13 protein-coding genes are annotated in these 18,623 nt (G+C 36.7%); 5 read left to right on the top strand and 8 right to left on the bottom strand.

Annotation, left to right across the window (positions count from 1 at the left end; genetic code table 11):
* Window positions 1-36: 36 nt before the first annotated feature.
* Together FN817_RS21835 and FN817_RS21830 are read right to left on the bottom strand one after the other, a co-directional pair.
* The gene (locus FN817_RS21835) at window positions 37-2,328 is read right to left on the bottom strand and encodes a glycoside hydrolase family 3 protein (protein ID WP_142719765.1); all 2,292 of its coding nucleotides are present in this window, start codon (window positions 2,326-2,328) and stop codon (window positions 37-39) included.
* A 10-nt stretch (window positions 2,329-2,338) separates the two neighbouring features.
* On the bottom strand, window positions 2,339-4,561 hold the full coding sequence (locus FN817_RS21830; RefSeq protein ID WP_228451631.1) for a TonB-dependent receptor: 2,223 nt from the start codon (window positions 4,559-4,561) through the stop codon (window positions 2,339-2,341).
* A gap of 398 nt (window positions 4,562-4,959) precedes the next feature.
* Between FN817_RS21830 and FN817_RS21825 the strand changes: the two genes are divergently transcribed.
* Window positions 4,960-5,709, top strand: a complete 750-nt coding sequence (locus tag FN817_RS21825; RefSeq protein WP_142719763.1) for an NUDIX hydrolase — start codon at window positions 4,960-4,962, stop codon at window positions 5,707-5,709.
* A 91-nt stretch (window positions 5,710-5,800) separates the two neighbouring features.
* Here the strand turns inward: FN817_RS21825 and FN817_RS21820 are convergent, their stop codons facing one another.
* Window positions 5,801-6,169 carry a winged helix-turn-helix transcriptional regulator gene (locus FN817_RS21820; RefSeq protein ID WP_142719762.1) on the bottom strand — a complete coding sequence of 123 codons (369 nt, stop codon included), beginning with the start codon at window positions 6,167-6,169 and terminating at the stop codon, window positions 5,801-5,803.
* A 123-nt stretch (window positions 6,170-6,292) separates the two neighbouring features.
* Between FN817_RS21820 and FN817_RS21815 the strand changes: the two genes are divergently transcribed.
* Entirely contained in the window at window positions 6,293-7,087 is a 795-nt protein-coding gene (locus tag FN817_RS21815) for an SDR family oxidoreductase (protein WP_142719761.1), read from the top strand.
* Between the two features lie 19 nt (window positions 7,088-7,106).
* A complete protein-coding gene (locus FN817_RS21810) occupies window positions 7,107-7,424 on the top strand; it encodes a nuclear transport factor 2 family protein (protein WP_142719760.1) in 318 nt (105 codons plus the stop codon).
* A gap of 142 nt (window positions 7,425-7,566) precedes the next feature.
* On the opposite strand, the gene FN817_RS21805 is transcribed toward FN817_RS21810, so the two are convergent.
* The 5 genes from FN817_RS21805 to FN817_RS21785 form a co-directional block, all read right to left on the bottom strand.
* Window positions 7,567-9,315 carry a CocE/NonD family hydrolase gene (locus tag FN817_RS21805; protein WP_142719759.1) on the bottom strand — a complete coding sequence of 583 codons (1,749 nt, stop codon included), beginning with the start codon at window positions 9,313-9,315 and terminating at the stop codon, window positions 7,567-7,569.
* A 315-nt stretch (window positions 9,316-9,630) separates the two neighbouring features.
* A complete protein-coding gene (locus FN817_RS21800) occupies window positions 9,631-10,149 on the bottom strand; it encodes a DUF2911 domain-containing protein (RefSeq protein WP_142719758.1) in 519 nt (172 codons plus the stop codon).
* 35 nt (window positions 10,150-10,184) lie between these two features.
* Window positions 10,185-11,876, bottom strand: a complete 1,692-nt coding sequence (locus FN817_RS21795; RefSeq protein WP_142719757.1) for a sodium:solute symporter — start codon at window positions 11,874-11,876, stop codon at window positions 10,185-10,187.
* A 100-nt stretch (window positions 11,877-11,976) separates the two neighbouring features.
* On the bottom strand, window positions 11,977-14,481 hold the full coding sequence (locus FN817_RS21790) for a PIG-L family deacetylase (protein ID WP_142719756.1): 2,505 nt from the start codon (window positions 14,479-14,481) through the stop codon (window positions 11,977-11,979).
* Between the two features lie 436 nt (window positions 14,482-14,917).
* Window positions 14,918-15,463, bottom strand: a complete 546-nt coding sequence (locus FN817_RS21785) for a hypothetical protein (protein WP_142719755.1) — start codon at window positions 15,461-15,463, stop codon at window positions 14,918-14,920.
* 219 nt (window positions 15,464-15,682) lie between these two features.
* Here FN817_RS21785 and FN817_RS21780 point away from each other — a divergent pair, with 219 nt between their 5' ends.
* Both FN817_RS21780 and FN817_RS21775 read left to right on the top strand, forming a co-directional pair.
* Window positions 15,683-15,916 carry a helix-turn-helix domain-containing protein gene (locus FN817_RS21780; RefSeq protein WP_142719754.1) on the top strand — a complete coding sequence of 78 codons (234 nt, stop codon included), beginning with the start codon at window positions 15,683-15,685 and terminating at the stop codon, window positions 15,914-15,916.
* 152 nt (window positions 15,917-16,068) lie between these two features.
* Window positions 16,069-18,567 (top strand): type I restriction enzyme HsdR N-terminal domain-containing protein, encoded by a 2,499-nt coding sequence (locus FN817_RS21775; RefSeq protein WP_142719753.1) that lies wholly within the window; start codon window positions 16,069-16,071, stop codon window positions 18,565-18,567.
* Window positions 18,568-18,623: the final 56 nt, after the last annotated feature.

The raw sequence follows: 18,623 nt of genomic DNA, 5'->3' as shown, positions 1-18,623 counted from the left end.
TTCTGAGCCTGTAAAATACAGACCCGGAATTATCAATTACTTTTTATATTTCTCTGTTCTTGCATCTTTAATCACACCGGACCAGTTCATTCCGTATCCGAAATCATAGTTGTGACCTTCGGAATCTTTATGGGTTTCCATATCGTAAGGAACATCTTCTTTTTGTTTTTCAACAGTTGCCATATTCGCAGGCATCTGAAGCGGAAGTAATCCTGATGGCTCGTATTTTCCGGTTACGATATCCACAACCGCCTGATTGGAAACATTAAAGTTCATCAGAATGGCATCAGCATGCTTTTCAAATTCGTTGAAAACCATCGGTTTTGAAGCTGTTACCGAAACAATGACAGGTTTTCCGTTCATGGCCTTATAGGTATTTTCAATGGTCAACAGATCTGTAAAGTTGGTAGCGGTTGAAGTTTTATTTCTGAATGTCCTGTCGTGTACATTCGGGGCTACAACCGGATCACCTGCTGCAATACTTTTCTCACGGGCTTCAGTTGCTGTATAGGTTTTGTATTGAAGAGAAATCGGAAGATAGCCGTTTCCGCCTTCTGCAGCATCAATATCGCTGTAACCACCTTCTTCACTGTGCGGACTTTTCACAAAAACCAATGCAAAATCAGCTTTAGCAGGATCTTCGGTTACGTTATAATGCTTTTTGATTTTTTCGATGTCAACAGGATAATCCAGAGAAGGAGCCGTGTAAATTCCCCACCAGTTAAATGTTGCCGGAGAATATCTCTTCGGGATGTAAACCGTTTTCCTTTCTTTGATGGGAAGAATATTGGATTTATTTTTTAACATTACGATGGATTTTACCTGAGCCTCGTACCCTGCTTTCATAAATTCAGGATTACCCACTATTTTTTTGGTCTCTTCAATGTTAACGTAAGGATTTTCAAACAATCCTGTTCTGAAGAAATTTCTTAACAAACGAACTGCAGACTGCTCAAATTTTGCACGATATGCTTTTTCACCGTGTTCTTTCACTCCCATCTGGTATGCTTCCAAAACAGGTCCCTTATCATTATTTCCTCCGAACTGGTCAACGCCGGCTTCCAGCACTTTGTAGTGACGTTCGGCAATAGATAATTTCTCAGCACCCCAGGGTTTTCCTGCAAATCCTCCCGGAGTTTTGGGTTCATCAGCGGTAATCAGCCAGTCGGTACACACCACACCATCGTATTTGTATTTTCCACGAAGTAAGTCTGTGATCAGATATTTGCTGTAACCATTCCCGACATTTTCTCCGTTTTTTGTATCCTGATTAAAGCTGATCGTATAATAAGGCATTACTGCAGAAGCTTCTTTTGTTCCTCCATTTAATTTGAAAGCACCTTCGGTAAAGGGTTTTACGTGGTTCTGGAAATTATTCCCCGGATAAACCGCGAATTTCCCCATTGCCCAGTGTCCATCACGGCCACCTTCTTCAGGGCCGCCTCCCGGCCAGTGTTTTACCATAGCATTTACACTTTTGTTACCCCAGCCGTTTTTGCTTCCGATGGTTGTCTGGAAACCGTCAATATAACCTCTTCCTAAATCTGCTGTCAGTTCCGGACTTTCAGAAAAAACGTAAGCGATTCTATACCAACGAGGCTCTGTTCCCAGATCGATTTGAGGCGATAAAGCAGTTGAAATTCCCAATGCTCTGTATTCCTGAGCTGCGATGTTCCCGAATTTCCTGACCAATTCAGGATCGAAAGTTGCGCCCATTGCCAAACCATCCGGCCAAAGTGAGATCTGCCCGCCTGCTCCTTCATTAAACTCAGCCGTTACAGTTGCAGAATGTCTCGGGTCTGTACTGTTATTGGCTGGAATTCCCAAGCCCAAGCCTTCAATATAAGCCTGGATGTTGTTGCTCCATTGTGCTGCAATTTCGGGAGACTCAACAGTTGTTACCAAAACATGACGAAGGTTATCCTCTTTTAAGAATTTCTTTTGCTGATCTGTTAAATCCGAGGCTTTTGCCCCGCTTTCTTTATACAGCATTCCATTGTATTTACCTGCCCGGAAACCGTCTGCAGGTGCAGGAACAGATTGATGGCCACTGTACAGCATTAACCCTGCAATCTGTTCGATAGTCATTTTTGAAGCTAAATCTTTCGCTCTTTCGTCAACAGGAAGTCTCCAGTCTTCGTAATGATCAAGCTTTCCGTTTCTGTTTAAATCTTTGAATTTATTTCCACCAACTGTCAGAATTTTAACCCCTGAGTTTTCGGAATACCCTAAAACAGGACCTTTGGAATTCGTGACCATCTGAATATTCTGCGAAAATACTGTTACTCCTAAAAATAATGCTGCAATATTTAAAACCGTTCTTTTCATTGTTTATATTTTAGAAATTAAAGTTTACCGATAATTGACCTGTCAATGGCATAATGTACGTTCCTGTCAACAGTTTTCCGTAATATGGGCTTGCATCTGTAATCAATTCGGCACCATTGATGGTTCCACTGGCTCCTCTCTGGTTCAGGAAGTTAATCACTGTTGCACCTACGTTGATGTTTTTGTTAACAGTATAGCTTACTCCGCCGAAAGTTTCCCATCTTGGCGCAAAGTATAATGCATTGGTAAGATTCGCATATTGTTTGGAGAAATACCTGAAACTCGCCCAGAACCTCCATTTGTCAATAGAATAGCTTGGGTCGATTTCCATTAAAACTTTAGCAACCCCTAATACATTGTTGTCGTTATAATCATAATCCTTCCCGAAAGCATTGAAATTAAATTTCTTATACACAGGATTCTGGAAAGTAACCAGATAATGTAAATTAAATCCTTTGAATGGTTTTAAAACAAAATCCGTGGTCCAGCCCAGCGTCTGAATATCGTAATAAACGGTTGTGGTTTGTGCTTGGGAGCTATTTGCAGGATTTACCAGATTATATCTGTTAAGGTTGTTATTCTTCTTCAGATAGGTAGCCTGAGAAATCAACTGAATCCAGTTGGTATTCCAGAAAACTCCGAATGCTCCCAATGGGCTTTTAATTTTATTGGTATTGGGTTCAAAAGCCTGGGAATAACTTTCCAATCTTCTGTTTTCTTCTGTGTATAAGAAGTTGGCTAAAACTCCGAAGTTTTTGGTAATATTATAGGTCGCATTAAGGCTTCCGGCCACATGGAACCAATTTTCATTGATATTTTTAAAATCATCAGGCCCAAAAGTAAATCCCGGTGCTCTTGGGGTCATGGAGAATGTACCGTTAACCGCATGATGTCTTAAATGCAGGCCATAACTAAGGTTAAAGTTATCGGACACTTTCCATTCATCAGTTGCATATAGTGATATCTTATTTTCTGTACCGCTGTGGAATTCTCCGCCCACATTGTAATTGTAGAATCCGTCAGCATCTGTATTGGGACCAATCAGCCTTTGAGGCTGTGCACCCACCGTTTGAAAGAAGAACGAACGGTTGGATGTGAAATCGTCAACTTTATAATACTGTTCCAAAAGCCCTATCGTCAGATTATGGGCTCCCAGCTGTTTGTTTAATGAAAAACGTCCCGAAAGACTCGTTACCGGTGTTTCAGGGGTGTGCATCGCCAACTGGGTACCGACTGCTCCGGAGTAAGGCTGCCCATTGGATGCCAGTGTATAACCATTTGATGCATTTGCCTGGAAAATACTCAAAGGAATAATTGTTGAAATTTTTACTTTGGAAAAATGTGCCCGGGTTGAAAATTTAAAATTCCAGCCATTATCAAGAAGATAGTTACCAAAGATATCGATATTATGAGATTTTGACCTGTTGTCATTTCCGCTCATGGAAGCCCAATACTCTCTACCGGACAGGATATCTTTCATCTTTATCTTCCCGTCATTAACCACGTAAGAGTCTCTGCCTATCCTGAAATCGTCCAGCTCTGTCACTTTACCGTTTTCCCCGTATTGGAATACGGCATAATTGCCGACATTATAGGAGTCTGCATATTTGTAAAGCGCGGTAATTTGTCCTTTATTGTCGTTAAAATACTTGGTTACCCCTGCTCTGAAAATTTTTGTTTCATCAACATTTCTTGCAAAGCCTAACTTAAAGGTACTGGGATCATAATTCAAAAATGCTCCTGCGGTATAGGTCCAGCCATTTTTGGAAATAGGCCCCGAGACATTGGCATCGGCCTGTAGCCAGCCAAAATTACTGGTGGTAAATTTGCCTTTGATCTTAAGGTCTTTAGTTCCTGTCTGCGCATATGAATTGACTGCAAAACCAAGATCTCCCATTGTATTGGCCAACTGATCCATTTTTAAAAGCCCGGTCCTTTCCAACCCAACACTTTGTCTCCATGTTTTATTGGGGAGCTCGGGCCAGAAAAAATAAACAACCGGAAGATCATTTTCGAGAATCGTGATTCCTCCAACAGTAGAAGGAAGTCCGATATTGACATCGCGGGGACTGGTATTATTGGCTGCATTGAGCATCACATTCCTGTTGTTGTCCTCTTTGGAAGAAGTTATTACTTTTTTCTTCAAAGCTAAGCTGTCGGTTTGCTGGCCAAATGATGCTCCGCAACAAAACATGAGCAACAAAGTGGAAATTCGGAGTCTTGAGTTTTTCATAATTATCAATTAATCTGTTTTTTGTTTGGATTGTGTAATGAAATGTTGAATTTCAGATAGGTAACTAATTTTAAATTAAACAAATAGCTAACAGGATTTTATCCATGTAATTTTTTATATTCCCTAATATTTTTTAGTTGCTTCATTATGAAGCGACTCAATATTACATTCTTTTTTCCATACAACCAAATGAATGTTAAAAAAACATTAACACAATAACAAATCACTGAATAACAATAAATTACACTTAAAAAAACAAAATAAAATGATGAAAAAAGCATTTATTTACCCGGAAATGTAAATTCTATGTTACCAAAAAGTAATGCTAAAAAGCCTGAATGTTTGTTCTTTCCTTAATATCCCCTTAACTTTGTTGAGCACGAACAATTAAAATAAATATGAACCCTCATCAACAGATTTTAGAAAAATCAGCAGAAGCCTATCAGTTATATCTTCCCCATATTTCTATTGACACTGTTATCTTTGGATTCAGCGAAAATGAGCTCAAAGTCCTTGCTATTAAGATGAAGTTCAACAATCAATGGTTTCTGCCGGGTGGCTACCTTAAGAAAGAAGAGCATATTGATGACGCAGCAGTAAGAATTTTAAGTGAGCGCGCTGGTGTAACAGATCTTTTCCTGGAAGAATTTTCCGTTTTTGGGAAGAATGGCCGAAGTGAGGAAGTTTTTAGTGATTATGATGATACTTTGTGGCATAAGCAAAGGTTTATTTCTATCGGCTATTATGCGCTTGTGAATTATCATGACGTTTCTCCAAAAGCTGATGAATTAAGCAACGAATTTGAATGGCTGGACGTGAATAACCTGGATGAGTATTCTATCACAATGGATCATAAGCAAATCATCTTAAAAGCGTTATTAACACTCAGGGAAAGAATAACTTACAAGCCTATCGGCTACAACCTGCTGCCTGAAAAATTTACGATGACAGAATTGCAGCGGTTATATGAAACAATATTAGGCAGGACTCTGAACAGGGGTAATTTCTATAGAAAAATAAAAAATTTAGGAATTCTAACTAAATTGGATGAACTGCGAACAGGTGGTGCTCATAAGGCACAAGATCTCTATTCCTTTAATAAAGAAAATTATGAAAAGGCACTTCAAAATGGAGTAAACAGCTGGTAACTGGCTGAAATCAATTAAAAAATATTTTTTAATTCTATCTGTTTATGCTGAAGTATAAAAGTTTTGGTAATTGATTTTTAAATCTAATGAACTATTGATCATTCCCTGATATTCTTCTTAAAATTACTTTTCTAAGTCTGTCTTCATTTTCATCAGCCCAATATCCCAATGTAGAAATTACAGGAATTAAGGTCTTACCAAAATCTGTGAGGTAATATTCAACTTTTGGCGGAACCTGGGCATAGATTTTCTTTGTAACAAGTTCGTGCTCTTCAAGTTCTTTCAGCTGGATATTTAAAACCCGTCTTGAAGCATCCGGAATTTTACGCTGCAATTCACTTGGGCGCAGATGACCTTGATTGATAAACCACAGCAGACGGATTTTCCATTTGCCGTAAAGGACTTCACCAATAAGGTCAAGACCGCAGTTTAAATTCAAAGGTATTTTTCTTTCGTGCATACACAAATTTAATCCAATGTACCAAATTGCACAATAGGGGAATAAATTATCCCTATGCAATTCGATTTTCCGTTATTGCCTGAAAAAGTGATACTTCGGAAATTTGTATCAAAGAATTGAACAATGGAAAATCTATTTAATGACAACAACGAAATTCAAGGTAAAATTGTCTTAGTAACAGGCGGAACAAAAGGAACCGGCAAAGCAATAGCAGAAAGACTGTTACAAGCTGGTGCAACAGTTATTATTACCGCAAGAAACGCACCTGAAGAAGAAAACAGCAATCTGCATTTTATACCTTCCGATCTGAGCAAAGCAGAAGGAACCCAAAAAGTAATCAGAGAAGTGCTGTCAACGTATGGAAGGCTGGATATTCTTGTGAACAACCTGGGTTCTTCATCAACGCCCGCTGGTGGATTTACGGCATTAACTGATGAAGATTGGGAATCAACCCTACAGGCTAATCTGCTTGCTCCGGTTCGGCTGGACAGAGGATTTTTACCACAAATGATTGAGCGAAAAAGTGGTGTAATTATTCACATCGCTTCAATTCAGGGAAAACTGCCTTTATACGATTCTACTTTGCCATATGCCGCTGCAAAAGCAGGACTTAGAAACTATAGTAAAAGTTTATCGAACGAAGTTACCCCCAAAGGTATTCGGGTACTGACTGTTTCGCCAGGGTGGATCAATACAGCAGCTTCGGAAGCCTGGCTGGGTGAAATTGCGAGAAACGCTAATAGTACTGTAGAAGAAGCGCAAAACAGCGTTATGGATGCATTGGGCGGAATCCCTTATGGAAGACCTGCCGAGCCGGAAGAAGTAGCTGAATTAGTTGGTTTTCTTGTTTCACCGAGAGCCAATTATTTAACAGGAACTGAATTTATAATCGATGGCGGTACAGTACCAACAATTTAATATTTTAAAATACAATACAATGAATTTACCAAACATTGTCACAGAACTAGTGAAAGCTCAAAATGAATTTAACAGTGCAGCCTATGCAAATTGTTTTACCGAAAATGCAGAAGTATTTGATGAAGGCAAAACCCACAACGGAAAAGCAGAAATTGAAAGCTGGATTGACAAAGCCAACAAAGAATACAAAGCCAGCATGCAGCCATTAGATTATAACGAAAATGAAAACATCTTATCGGCTGAAGCTTCGGGAACATTTCCGGGCAGTCCTATTGTTTTGAAATATCATTTTCAATTCTCTGATGGGCTTATTCAATCCCTGAAAATAACGGGTTAATATTTTTTCTGAGAACAAGATATTTATAGGAATAATTAAATTGACTCAAAAGAACCCAATCATACATTATAGAGCGGTAATAAGTTTTCCGCTCTATTTCCAACAGAGAATGTACTTAAAATCCATGAATCGGAAGTATTGGTTATTTCAAAACTGGGACCTCAACAAAACTATCATTAAACCAATGGATAATCAAGGGTTCTTTTGCATCGGCAATGGTTTCGGCAGTTACTGGTTTGCCACTTCCGTAATTCAGTTCTGAGAAAGAATTTTTGTTGACATTCAGCACAACTACCAGCCGGCTTCCTTTCTGCAGTTGTTTGCTGATCAGATGTGTATTTTCAAATGTGATGGTTTCTTTTTTACCAGGGGTCAGTAATTGTCTTTTAGTATTGTCTTTAGCATAGCTTGCACGACCAATATAATAGGAAAGATGAAAATATTTGCCTTCGGGTGTGAGTTCGTAAAGGGTTACTCCCAGATCCACGTCTTTTTTATTGATGCTCAGTTTTATATTTCCAAGAAATGATCCGTTTACGAGCATAGCATCCAGAGGCTCGCTTATGAAAACGTAGCCGTTACCGGATACACTTTCCCGGACAATAGGATCCGGATAATAATCATTATTGCTTATTGTACGGTCCGCAAAATCTACTTTTTGAACCAAATAGGTATTGGGCTCAGGTTTATTTTGCCTCAGCAAATACTCCTTATCGCTGATTTTAGCAGGACTTAGATAGAATTTCAAATAACTGTTATGCATAGCCTCCAGTGAAGCAGCACTTCGCCATTCATCTGTCCCCATGACCTGATAGTTTATTTTATCTTTTAGAAAAGCAGGTTTTTCTACACCTTTCAGAATATAATCCAGCCATTGATAAGTGTATTCCTTGATTGGAAATAAAGCATTTTTACTCACTGTATATCCGTTGATGACCTTCTGTCCTCCCATTTGTGTCCCGAAATGACCATACGGACCAATTACCAGATAAGCCGGCGTCTCAGGGCTGTACTTGTTAAGTTCACGCAGATAGTAAATTCCTGAATTTTGAGAATCATTATAATACCCGTCAAATGCCAGTACGGGAATAGTAATCCGGGTAAAATCTTCTTTATACGGAGCCATATTCTGCCAATAAGAATCAAAGGCAGGATGACTTATCCAACGCTGGAAAAGGCGGTTCGGTGTACCATCAATACTATCCATTTTATTATAGGCTGCTCCGGTTTCCCACCATCTGAACATCATATCACGGAATCTCTTTCTGTCATCACCCGTTTTATTATCCAGATATTTATTGTTGCTTACATAAAAAGACCATTCGTAATTGGGATTGATAAAAATATTATTTTCCATGGGAAGTCCCATTCCGGGGCGGTTGGCAACATAAGGGACAATCGTTTTCAGCGCAGGATGAAGATTTTTAGCTGCTGCCCATTGTGTGAAGCCATTGTAGCTTCCGCCAAACATTCCTATTTTACGGTTACACCATGGCTGCCTGCTGATCCAGTCAATCACATCATAGGCATCTTTTCCATCAGTTTCATACGGATAAATCTCAGATTTGCTGAAGCGCTTCCCTCTTGTATACGCCATAACACCTACATATCCTCTATCTGCAGCTTCTTTAAGCGACTGTATATCCCGTCCCTGATCCCGCACATAGATTGTAAATTGCAATACGACAGGTCTTGGAATATTGTCATTTTTTTTGCGCACCACCATTGCAGAAATCTCCCCTCCATCTCTTGTACGGATCATCACACTATCCTGAATACTGTATAAACTTTCCTTTTCCTGCTGGCTACCCCACAATGTTTGTTGAGCCTGCACTGTTGATATCGGCAGAAAATTCAATAGAATCAGAATCAATGTATAGACTACTTTCATAAGGTTATTTTTAAAAACTTAATAATGCTTTTCGTAAAAATCAGGAACTTATGAGTAAGATACTGGTTAATGGCTTCCTATTAATTTTCTATTAACCATTCCATTAATTCAATACTTTCCGGCCAACATAAGATCAATTATAGTGTTTTACCATATTTAAGACAATTATCATTTCAGAACTATTACATTTCTGATTTTTTATAAGGTGATAATAATCTGATTTTTCAGTATTCGACATTTTAATCATGAAATTCTTAATCTGTTTTAAACAAAAAAATCCCGTATTAACGGGATTTTAATTTCTTATATTCAAATTTACTTTATCTCTACAGGAACTGAGATTTTGTCCCAATCCATTGTGAATCCATTATTGTTTATTTTATACACTAAAGTCTCCTGTGTTGCTGGTAAAGCTTTGGTTTTTACATCAACACGCAAAGCATCTTTTGATTCTTCGTATTTATAAGCACCCCATTGCTTTGGCTCTTTATTAAAAATGGCAGTCCATGTTCCGCTTTCTTTAGGGATTAAGAAAAAGCTGTATTTACCTGCAGCCAGTTTTTTACCCTGAACGGTAATGTCTTTATCCGTTTCAAAAGTAGTGGCTTCATTGGCACCCGCACGCCAAACTTTATTATAAGCTTCTAAACCACCCCAGATTGTACGTCCTTTAACAGAAGGACTGCTGTAAGCGATGGTAATGTTTGCATCTTTAATTTTTCCCGTAGCCGTAGCCGGTGGGCTGGCAGGTTTTTTAGTGTCCTGCGCAAAGGCATTCATTGAAATCGTCATGGTAGCAACAAGTACAGTCGCAGATTTAAGAATCGTTTTCATAATATTTTTATTTGTTTGTTTTTGTTATTGTACGTTTACGAATTTACTATTTTCTGCTTATAAAACAGCAATCCGATTGCTGAAAATATAATAACCGCCGCTGCACCAATTACATTAAGCCAAAGGAAAGAAACGATATCGAACTGATACACGGCAATCACCGCAATTTCTGATAAAATTGCAGCAATAAATACATTCGCGCCGTTAATCTTTTTGTAGTAGAATGCGACCAGAAAAATCCCCAATATCGGACCGTAGAAAAGAGAACCCAATACGTTAACCGCTTCAATAAGGGAACCCATTTGCGTGGCAAACATGGCTACACCAATTGAGAAAATCCCCCAGCCTAACGTATGTAGACGGCTATACTTCAACTCTGTTTTTTCATCAGGAATTTCTTTACTGAATATTAAATGAACATCTTTTAATGAGCAGGCGGCAAGGGAATTCAGGGCTGCAGAAATGGAGCCCCAGCTGGCCAGAAAAATGACAGCAAAGAGTAAACCGATCATCCCTACAGGCAATGTATTTTTTACGAAATACAGGAAAATATAATTGGTATCCGTTTTCTCCGCATTATAGTTTGAATTATTGATTGCTTCCTCTACTCTGCCGTGCAGTGCTTTTACCTGCGTTTGTGTATCTTTAAAATCCTGAATTGTTTTGTTGAGTTCGGGAGAATGAGTTTCTTTCAGCTTCAGAATTTCTTTTGATTCTGCGTTAAATTTTAGTTGTAAATCCTGATGTTCTTTTTCAAAAACCGCAGCCTGTTCAGGTTGTGTATCCTTTAAATACTGATAAGAACGTTCATTAAAATAAATGGGAGCCGGTTTCAGAGAAAAGAATGCGAAAAGTAAAGCACCGATCAGGAGAATAGCAAACTGCATCGGGATTTTAACCAATCCGTTCAGCAGCAAGCCCATTTTAGCATTGGTATTGTCTTTCGCCGTAATATACCTCCCGACCTGGCTCTGGTCTGTCCCGAAGTAAGAAAGTGCCAGAAAAAAACCGCCAATGAGTCCGCTCCAAATGTTGTACTTGTCTTTCCAGTCAAATTCTGTAGTAATTACATTGAGCTTTCCGGATTTCCCCGCCAGATAAAGTGCATCCTTAAACCCAATTCCATTTGGCATATTCTGAATAAGCAGAAAACCTGCAAAAGCCATTGTTCCCAAAATAATGAGAAACTGTAATTTCTGGGTGTGAGCAATCGCTTTTGCACCGCCAACATAGGTATAAATCAACAGAATGCCTCCTGTCAAAACATTGGTTAAATAAATATTCCAGTTTAAAACACTTGATAAGATGATACTTGGAGCGTAAATACTGATTCCCGTTGATAAGCCTCTGGAAAAAAGAAAAAGCAGTGAAGTAAGCACTCTTGTTTTTTTATCAAAACGGTTTTCTAAATATTCGTAGGCGGTGTAGACATTTAAACGCTGAAAAATCGGGATGAAAGTAATGCAGATCACAATCATCGCCAAAGGCAGACCAAAGTAATACTGCACGAAACGCATCCCGTCCGTATAAGCCTGGCCCGGTGCTGAAAGAAATGTAATGGCACTTGCCTGCGTCGCCATAATACCGATAAGCACAATGTACCAGGGCATTTTATTATCTGCTTTCAGATAAGATGCGTTGCTTTTCTGGCCACGACCGATGAATACGCCGTAAACCACCACTACAACAAGTGTAAAAATAAGAACTGTCCAATCTATAGTACTCATGCCCAAAATTTAGTAAACCAATAATAAAATGCGATCTGCAATACTAATGCAACCGCTAATAGCAGGTACCAGATATTCCAATTTTTAAGTGGCTTGTTCATCAGTTTTTCTGTGCAGATAAAAAGTTAAAAAATAAACGTGCCGCACCAGCATTTCCTGCAGGCAGCTGTCTGAAAAATGCCAGCGGTGTATAAATAAAATTTCCTTTTCCGTATTTTGCATATAAAGTAGATCCCTTCAGCGGCTCCTCATCTGTATCGTGCATTTCAAAAAGCGGCTCATATGCTGCATCCCATTGAGCAGGGAAATAGGCTCCACGTTCCTGTACCCAGCCTTTAAAATCATCCGCAGTAATTTTATTCGGGAAGTTCAGTAATTTATGATTTGGATTTAACAACTTAACCTCAGCATTTTCTTCGGTAACACGCTTATTGGCAATAGAGAAATTATACATTCCCAATTGGTCAACGGTTGTATCCTGGTTGGTGTTATACTGCATCACCAGATTACCTCCAGCTTTTGCATAAGACCATAAAAAAGGCATCCAGCGGCCCAGCTTTTTCTCCGTATTATTGGCACGAACACCAAGTATGATGGCATCATATTGCGATAACTTGTTTTGATTACCGTTTCCGCTAGATTCATCCGTGTTGCCATAAAAATCTCCGTCTTTCAACACATCTACCTGAACGCCTGCAATGCGTAGGAACTCAGGAATGAAATCGCCCGCACCTTCTATGTACCCCACTTTTTTAACCTTTGCCTGGATGTCCCCTTTCATTACGGTTACCGTTGCAGGCGCAAAATATTGTAAGGATGGTAAATGCGGATACTGGATTAATACCTGTTTTTTATTATAAGTGACTCCATCTGCAAGAAAATTGGCATCCAATTGCAAACGGGAGGAGTTTATTGAAGCAAACTTAGCTTTTGGAATAACGTAATCAACGGTAAAATCTTTTCCATTGAAAGAGTTTACATCAGCGCCACCTAACCGTTCTCCGTTATACGTAAGGCTTAAATTACCTTTACTGAACTGTTTGTTAGAATTAACCTTAATATTTAAACTCAAATGCAAATCTTCATTTTCTTTGACCAGATAAAGTGGTTGTGTAAATTTCAGTTCCAAAGCAGGAACAATACGCAAAGCTTCAACCACATCACCACGCACCGGATCTAATTTCTTGAAAGATAATGGAAGTTTAACCTGAAACTTTTCTGAACCGATTTTTAAACCAAGCAAAACATTGAGTGGTGATTCTGCTTCAGGCAAACCGATTAAAGTATCATTCGGAACAGAGAAAGTGGCTGCGTCTTTGGCTGGTTTTGCCAACCAGTAAGGTTCTGTGAGCGCTGCATCTGCAGGAATCTGAATGTCATGCTGAATGGTGATTAAAGAATCTTTTGATAATTTTCTGTTGAAACTTTCTGATTGATTTAACCATTCTACATTTTCTAAAACGACAGGATTTTCAGCTCTTGAAATCAAATTCAGCCTAAAATTGTGTTTATCCCCAGCAACAGCTTCAGCCTGATTGGTGACTACCTCGCCCATAAATCCTGCACAGCTTAAAATGATATTGTCAAGGGATTTAATTTTATCCTTTTTCAGGTCTGAATCATTGAGTGCCATAACCTTTTTTCGCAAAGCAAGCAACGCAGACAAGCTCTGATCCGGATTATTGAAATTGAAAGCGGAAATAATTTTATCTAATGATTGGTCAATATCAGCATTTCCCTGTGAAGTCCAGGTTTTAATGACTCCGTCAAAAAGTGTTGTTTTTGCAGGATCGCCCATAACGTGTGAAAAATATTCAGTTCTGATGCCGGCTACAGATTGCGTTCCTGCACCCTGGCTTTTATGTAAGCTTCTGCTTAATCCAGCCAGTTCACCATAGCCCATTCCCAGTTGCGCATCATATTGCCCAACGGTAACTTTCAGTTGATTTTCAGCTGTGGTATTGACTGCGCCAAAGCGGAAAGTATTCCACAATACGCGTTTTGGCTGCCATACATTAACATATTTTAGTTGATCCGGGAAAGCATTTTTATCACCTGCCAGCTTAAAAGCTTTTTCCGCAACCACCGCCGAAGCTGCATGTTGTCCGTGCCCTGCCGCAGCAGTAGGTGGAAAACGGCAAATGATAATATCGGGACGGAATTGACGGATTACCCAAACCACATCCGCTGTAATGCTGTCCGCATCCCATTGTTTAAAGGTATCGGTCGTATTTTTAGAGAATCCGAAATCAATTGCACGGGTAAAAAACTGCTGGGCACCGTCTAACTTTCTTGCCTCTAAAAGCTCATGCGTTCTGATTAAACCCAATGCAGCACCTTGCTCTGTACCCAATAAATTCTGACCACCATCACCTCTGGTTAAAGACAGGTAACTCGTTTCTACATTTTGATCGTTGATTAACCAGGAGAGTAATCCCGTATTTTCATCATCGGGATGAGCCGCAAGGTATAAAACTTTAGGCAGATGTTTAAGGGTTTTGAGTTCGCGGTAAATTTCAGATGATTTTGAAGGTCGGACCTGTTGGGCCGAACAAAAAACCGTATAAAATCCAAGGATAAATACAGTACTTACTTTTTTAAACATTTAATTTTACTTTGCAGAGCAAATATAAGTAAATCATCTTTCTTTCAAAATTAAAGAATCAGAGTGTGAATTTCACAAAAAACTGTTTAAATTTTTCATTAAACCACAAAAGAAGCAAAAGATTTTTAAACGCTTATTTTTAAGTTTAAATACTTTGAAAACAAAATATTTGTTGGCTGAATGCTACGACGCAATGGTCATTGTTATGCTATTCTTTGTTCTCTTAAAAATCAACAGCTTTAAAAATGATTGAATATATTTGAACCATTAAGATTTTTTAAGCTGTTAAGAAAAGTTAAGAATATAGCTAAAGCTATTGATAAAGCTGTCTTCTTCATTCATCAAAGATGAATCTTAACTTATCTTATCCTCTTCATTTCTCTTAATGGTTTAAATGCTACAGTAATATGTTATTTCCTCTGTTTGTACTTACCTACTATTCTGAGTTACTATCAGCAGTATTTTTTACTCTCTTTCTTTGAAGAATGAGGTGTGCAGCATCCAGCATTTTAACCGTGTGGATGTAGGGCATCACGATATTTCTTTCCGGTAGATTTTCATAGACACCCATTGAAAAATAGACAATTCCGGACATAAAATAATCAAACTCTTTGATGGTGTATTCCCTGAATGCTGTTTTGAAAACCAGCAATGGATTCCGGTATTCCTTCTCCGAAAGCAAGCCAAGAACCAATGGAGAAATCTTCTCCGGTTGGGTATTAACCGTCCATTTTCTTTCCTTCAGCATCATGAGATAGCCTGCCCGGATCAATGACCTCATCGACTGGTAAAACTCAAAGATCATCGCCGGATCTTCATTGATCCAGCTATTCCTCTTTACCGCATAATTCATAATGTTGCTGAGCCTTTCTTTGGAAACATCCAGTTCATTGAACTGAAAGAAAGTTTCCATCAGCTGTAACCCGGAGTTCTTCTTGTGTGCCCGAAATCGGGGATCAAAGTTTGTTCTGCTTTTTTTCATGTGTTGTATTTTTTATTGTTGAAATTTTCTTAACCATTAAGATTTTTTTAAGTAATTAAGACACATTAAGATCATAGCTGAAGCTAATTTTTTAAGCGAGGTGCTTTATCTTTCTTCAATTTCCTTAATGACTTATTTTTTTTTATAAATGTAAGAAAAGAAATTTAATTACGGTCGATCGACCGTAATTTTTTATTATTTAATTATTTCATTTGTTCTATGACAGATATAAACGAAAAAATTTGTTTATACATTACAAAGAAATGGTTAATACCTTGGCTTCAAGAAGGCAAGTCACAAAATTCTTTTGCCAAAAATCATGGCGTAGAAGAAAGCACTATTAGAAAAATTAAAAGTGAAGAAAATTACAGAATACCGGTCGAAACACTTTTTAAAATATGTGAAGCAAGAAAAATTAGTTTATCTGATTTCTTTAAACTTATAAATGAATAATCCTGACGAAAGTTGGGATTTTTTTCTTAGAGAATCTTCTAATTATACATCCAATGATCAAATAAATATTTATTGCAACAACATTTATGTATTTGTATATTTGAATATTATCTTAATTCCCATAGTTATTAAGATGATTTAAAAATAGACTAATGAACGAAGAAGAGATTAGAGGAAAATTACTTTTACCATTTTTGAATGACTTGGGTTTTGACCAGTCTGAGATTTCGTTGGAAAAATCATTTACCATAAGACTTGGCAAAACTCAACAAACTATTAAAGGAAGATCAGATATTTTATGTAAAAGAAATGGTAGAAATCTATTTATCATTGAATTAAAAAATGACTCTATTTCTATAACTCAAAATGATATAGATCAAGGTATCTCATATGCAAGATCTCTTTTGGACGATATAGCACCTTTCACTATAATTACTAATGGAAAACTAACAAAAATTTTCGATTCTGTATCCAGATCTGAATTAACCGGTAAAAAAATTTCAGAAGAATCAGCTTTTTGGAAAAATGATTATACACTTTCAAGTGATGAGGAGCTAAGAATAAGATATGAGGCACTTAAAAAGTTTGTTTCATTCTCTTCTGAAAATCTGAAATTCTTTTGTAAGAATCAAATTCAAGATAGAATGGGACCGATTGTTGGAGATATTAATACTCCGTCTTCTAAATTTGTGAAAGAACTTTACCATCAAAGACAGGAATTATTAACAGTCTTTAATAAATTTATTAGCTCGGATGCAATTTTTTTTGGAATAGTAGGGCATGCAGGTGTTGGCAAAACAAATGTAATGTGTTCATTAGCTATCCAAAATTTAGAAGATAAATTTGTATTCTTTTACAATGCTGCTATAATTAATAAATCACCTCTTGAACATATTGCTCAAGATTTAAATGGAGTTTTTTCGAGTAAAAGTGAAAGTAGCCTAATTTTAAAAAAACTTAATGAATTAGGAAGATCTTTAAATAAAAAAATTTTAATATTCATTGATGCAATAGATGAAAGTACTAACCCAAATATTTCATTAGAATTAAGTGAAATAGCTCTTATCTGTAGAAACTTAAGTCAGGTCAAGATTTGTATAAGTTGTAAATTAAACATTTGGGATGGTATTTTAAAGATAAAAGGGACAAATACACATCTTTTTGAAGAACTTTGTAAATTCCATAAGAGAATAAGTGATTCCAATAATAATCCTGGATTCTTATTGAAAGAATTTAATGATGATGAAATTAAAGATATCGCTCTACTATATAAAAATAACTTTAATTTAAAAGGAGATATTTCTAAACTCTTATCAAATGAATTAAGAAATGGATTCTTCTTAAGAATATTCAGTGAGGTTTATAATAATAAACAAATACCTGATAAAATAGATGATAAAGAATTAATAAAAAACTATATCAAGGAGTCTCTTGAAAAAACAGAATTACGTTTTCAATCTGGTATAAGAATTCTTGCAAAAGTTGGAAAAATACTAATGGGCCATAATTATACTTCATTAGAAAAGTATAAAGATGCCGGATTGGATGTCAATAATCTCTTAGAAAAATTAAATTTCGCAATTGATGACAACTTGCCAGAAGAATTATTTTCAAGAAACATACTTATTAGATCTAATAAAGAGGAGTCTTATAATGTAAATTTTTATTATTCTAAAGTTCGAGATTATATTATTTGCTTTCATACTTACAAACTTGATCAATTGAATGATTCACAATTTTACAATACTATTAAAGAATTTTATGAGAATTATATCGGCCAAAGTGCCATTGATTTTTATATGGAAAATGCAAGTGTCTCTCATAGATATATATTATCTAAATTTAAAGAGGATAAAGCTATTCAATATGTAAATAAATATAATTCTTACTTAGAAAAGAATTTCAAAAAATTAAAAAAACTATTTGATCCAAAAACAGAAGGAGAAATTGGTATTATACTTCCGCGGGACCTTTTAAATGGTGACGGGTATGCTCTATTCCACTTACAACCTAATTCATCAAAAAAAATTCGATTTGAAAATTTAACAGATCCTTTTTCAGATTTAAATAGAGATGATTTTTTAAGAATGGGAATAAACTCTGTACATGGAAGTAACACCTCTTTTTTAATTTCAAACCAAAAGAGAATCATAAAAGAAAACCTATTTAAACAATTAAAAGAAATAATTAATAATAATAAACTAATTACCTACAATTCTGACATCTTACTTTTAGAAAAGACATACTTAATACTTTATTATTACCACAAAAAATTAGGTTACGAGCTAGAACCAATTGATTATTATTTACCAAGACCTGATATAATATACCCAATCAACTTAAAAGAATTAAGAGATAGACTATATAAAATCAGAGCAAACTATCATTATAAGCATAGAAAAGGTACGCCTTCACTTCTACTTGACAAAAAAGTTGAAGAAGCTTTTAAAACAAACGAGGAGATACCTAAACTTTGTTTCGGTGGTGACATTGCAATTTTTGAGGAGCTATTTAAAATTGTAAATATTTTGTTAAACAGTGGATATAATAAAATTAAAAATCATCATCTACCATATCCTGATAAAACAATTATAGAAACAAAAGAACTTAATTGTAAATCGTCAGCAAAAAGTAGACAGTATATAGTATAAAAGTTAAGGAGTGTTTTCAAAAAAGAATTACATTTAATTATGGAAACACCTAAAAA

Source organism: Chryseobacterium rhizoplanae (genome assembly GCF_900182655.1).
Lineage (GTDB): Bacteria > Bacteroidota > Bacteroidia > Flavobacteriales > Weeksellaceae > Chryseobacterium > Chryseobacterium rhizoplanae.
The sequence above is the reverse complement of the archived record's forward strand: the minus strand, read 5'-3'. Positions and strand labels throughout refer to the sequence as shown.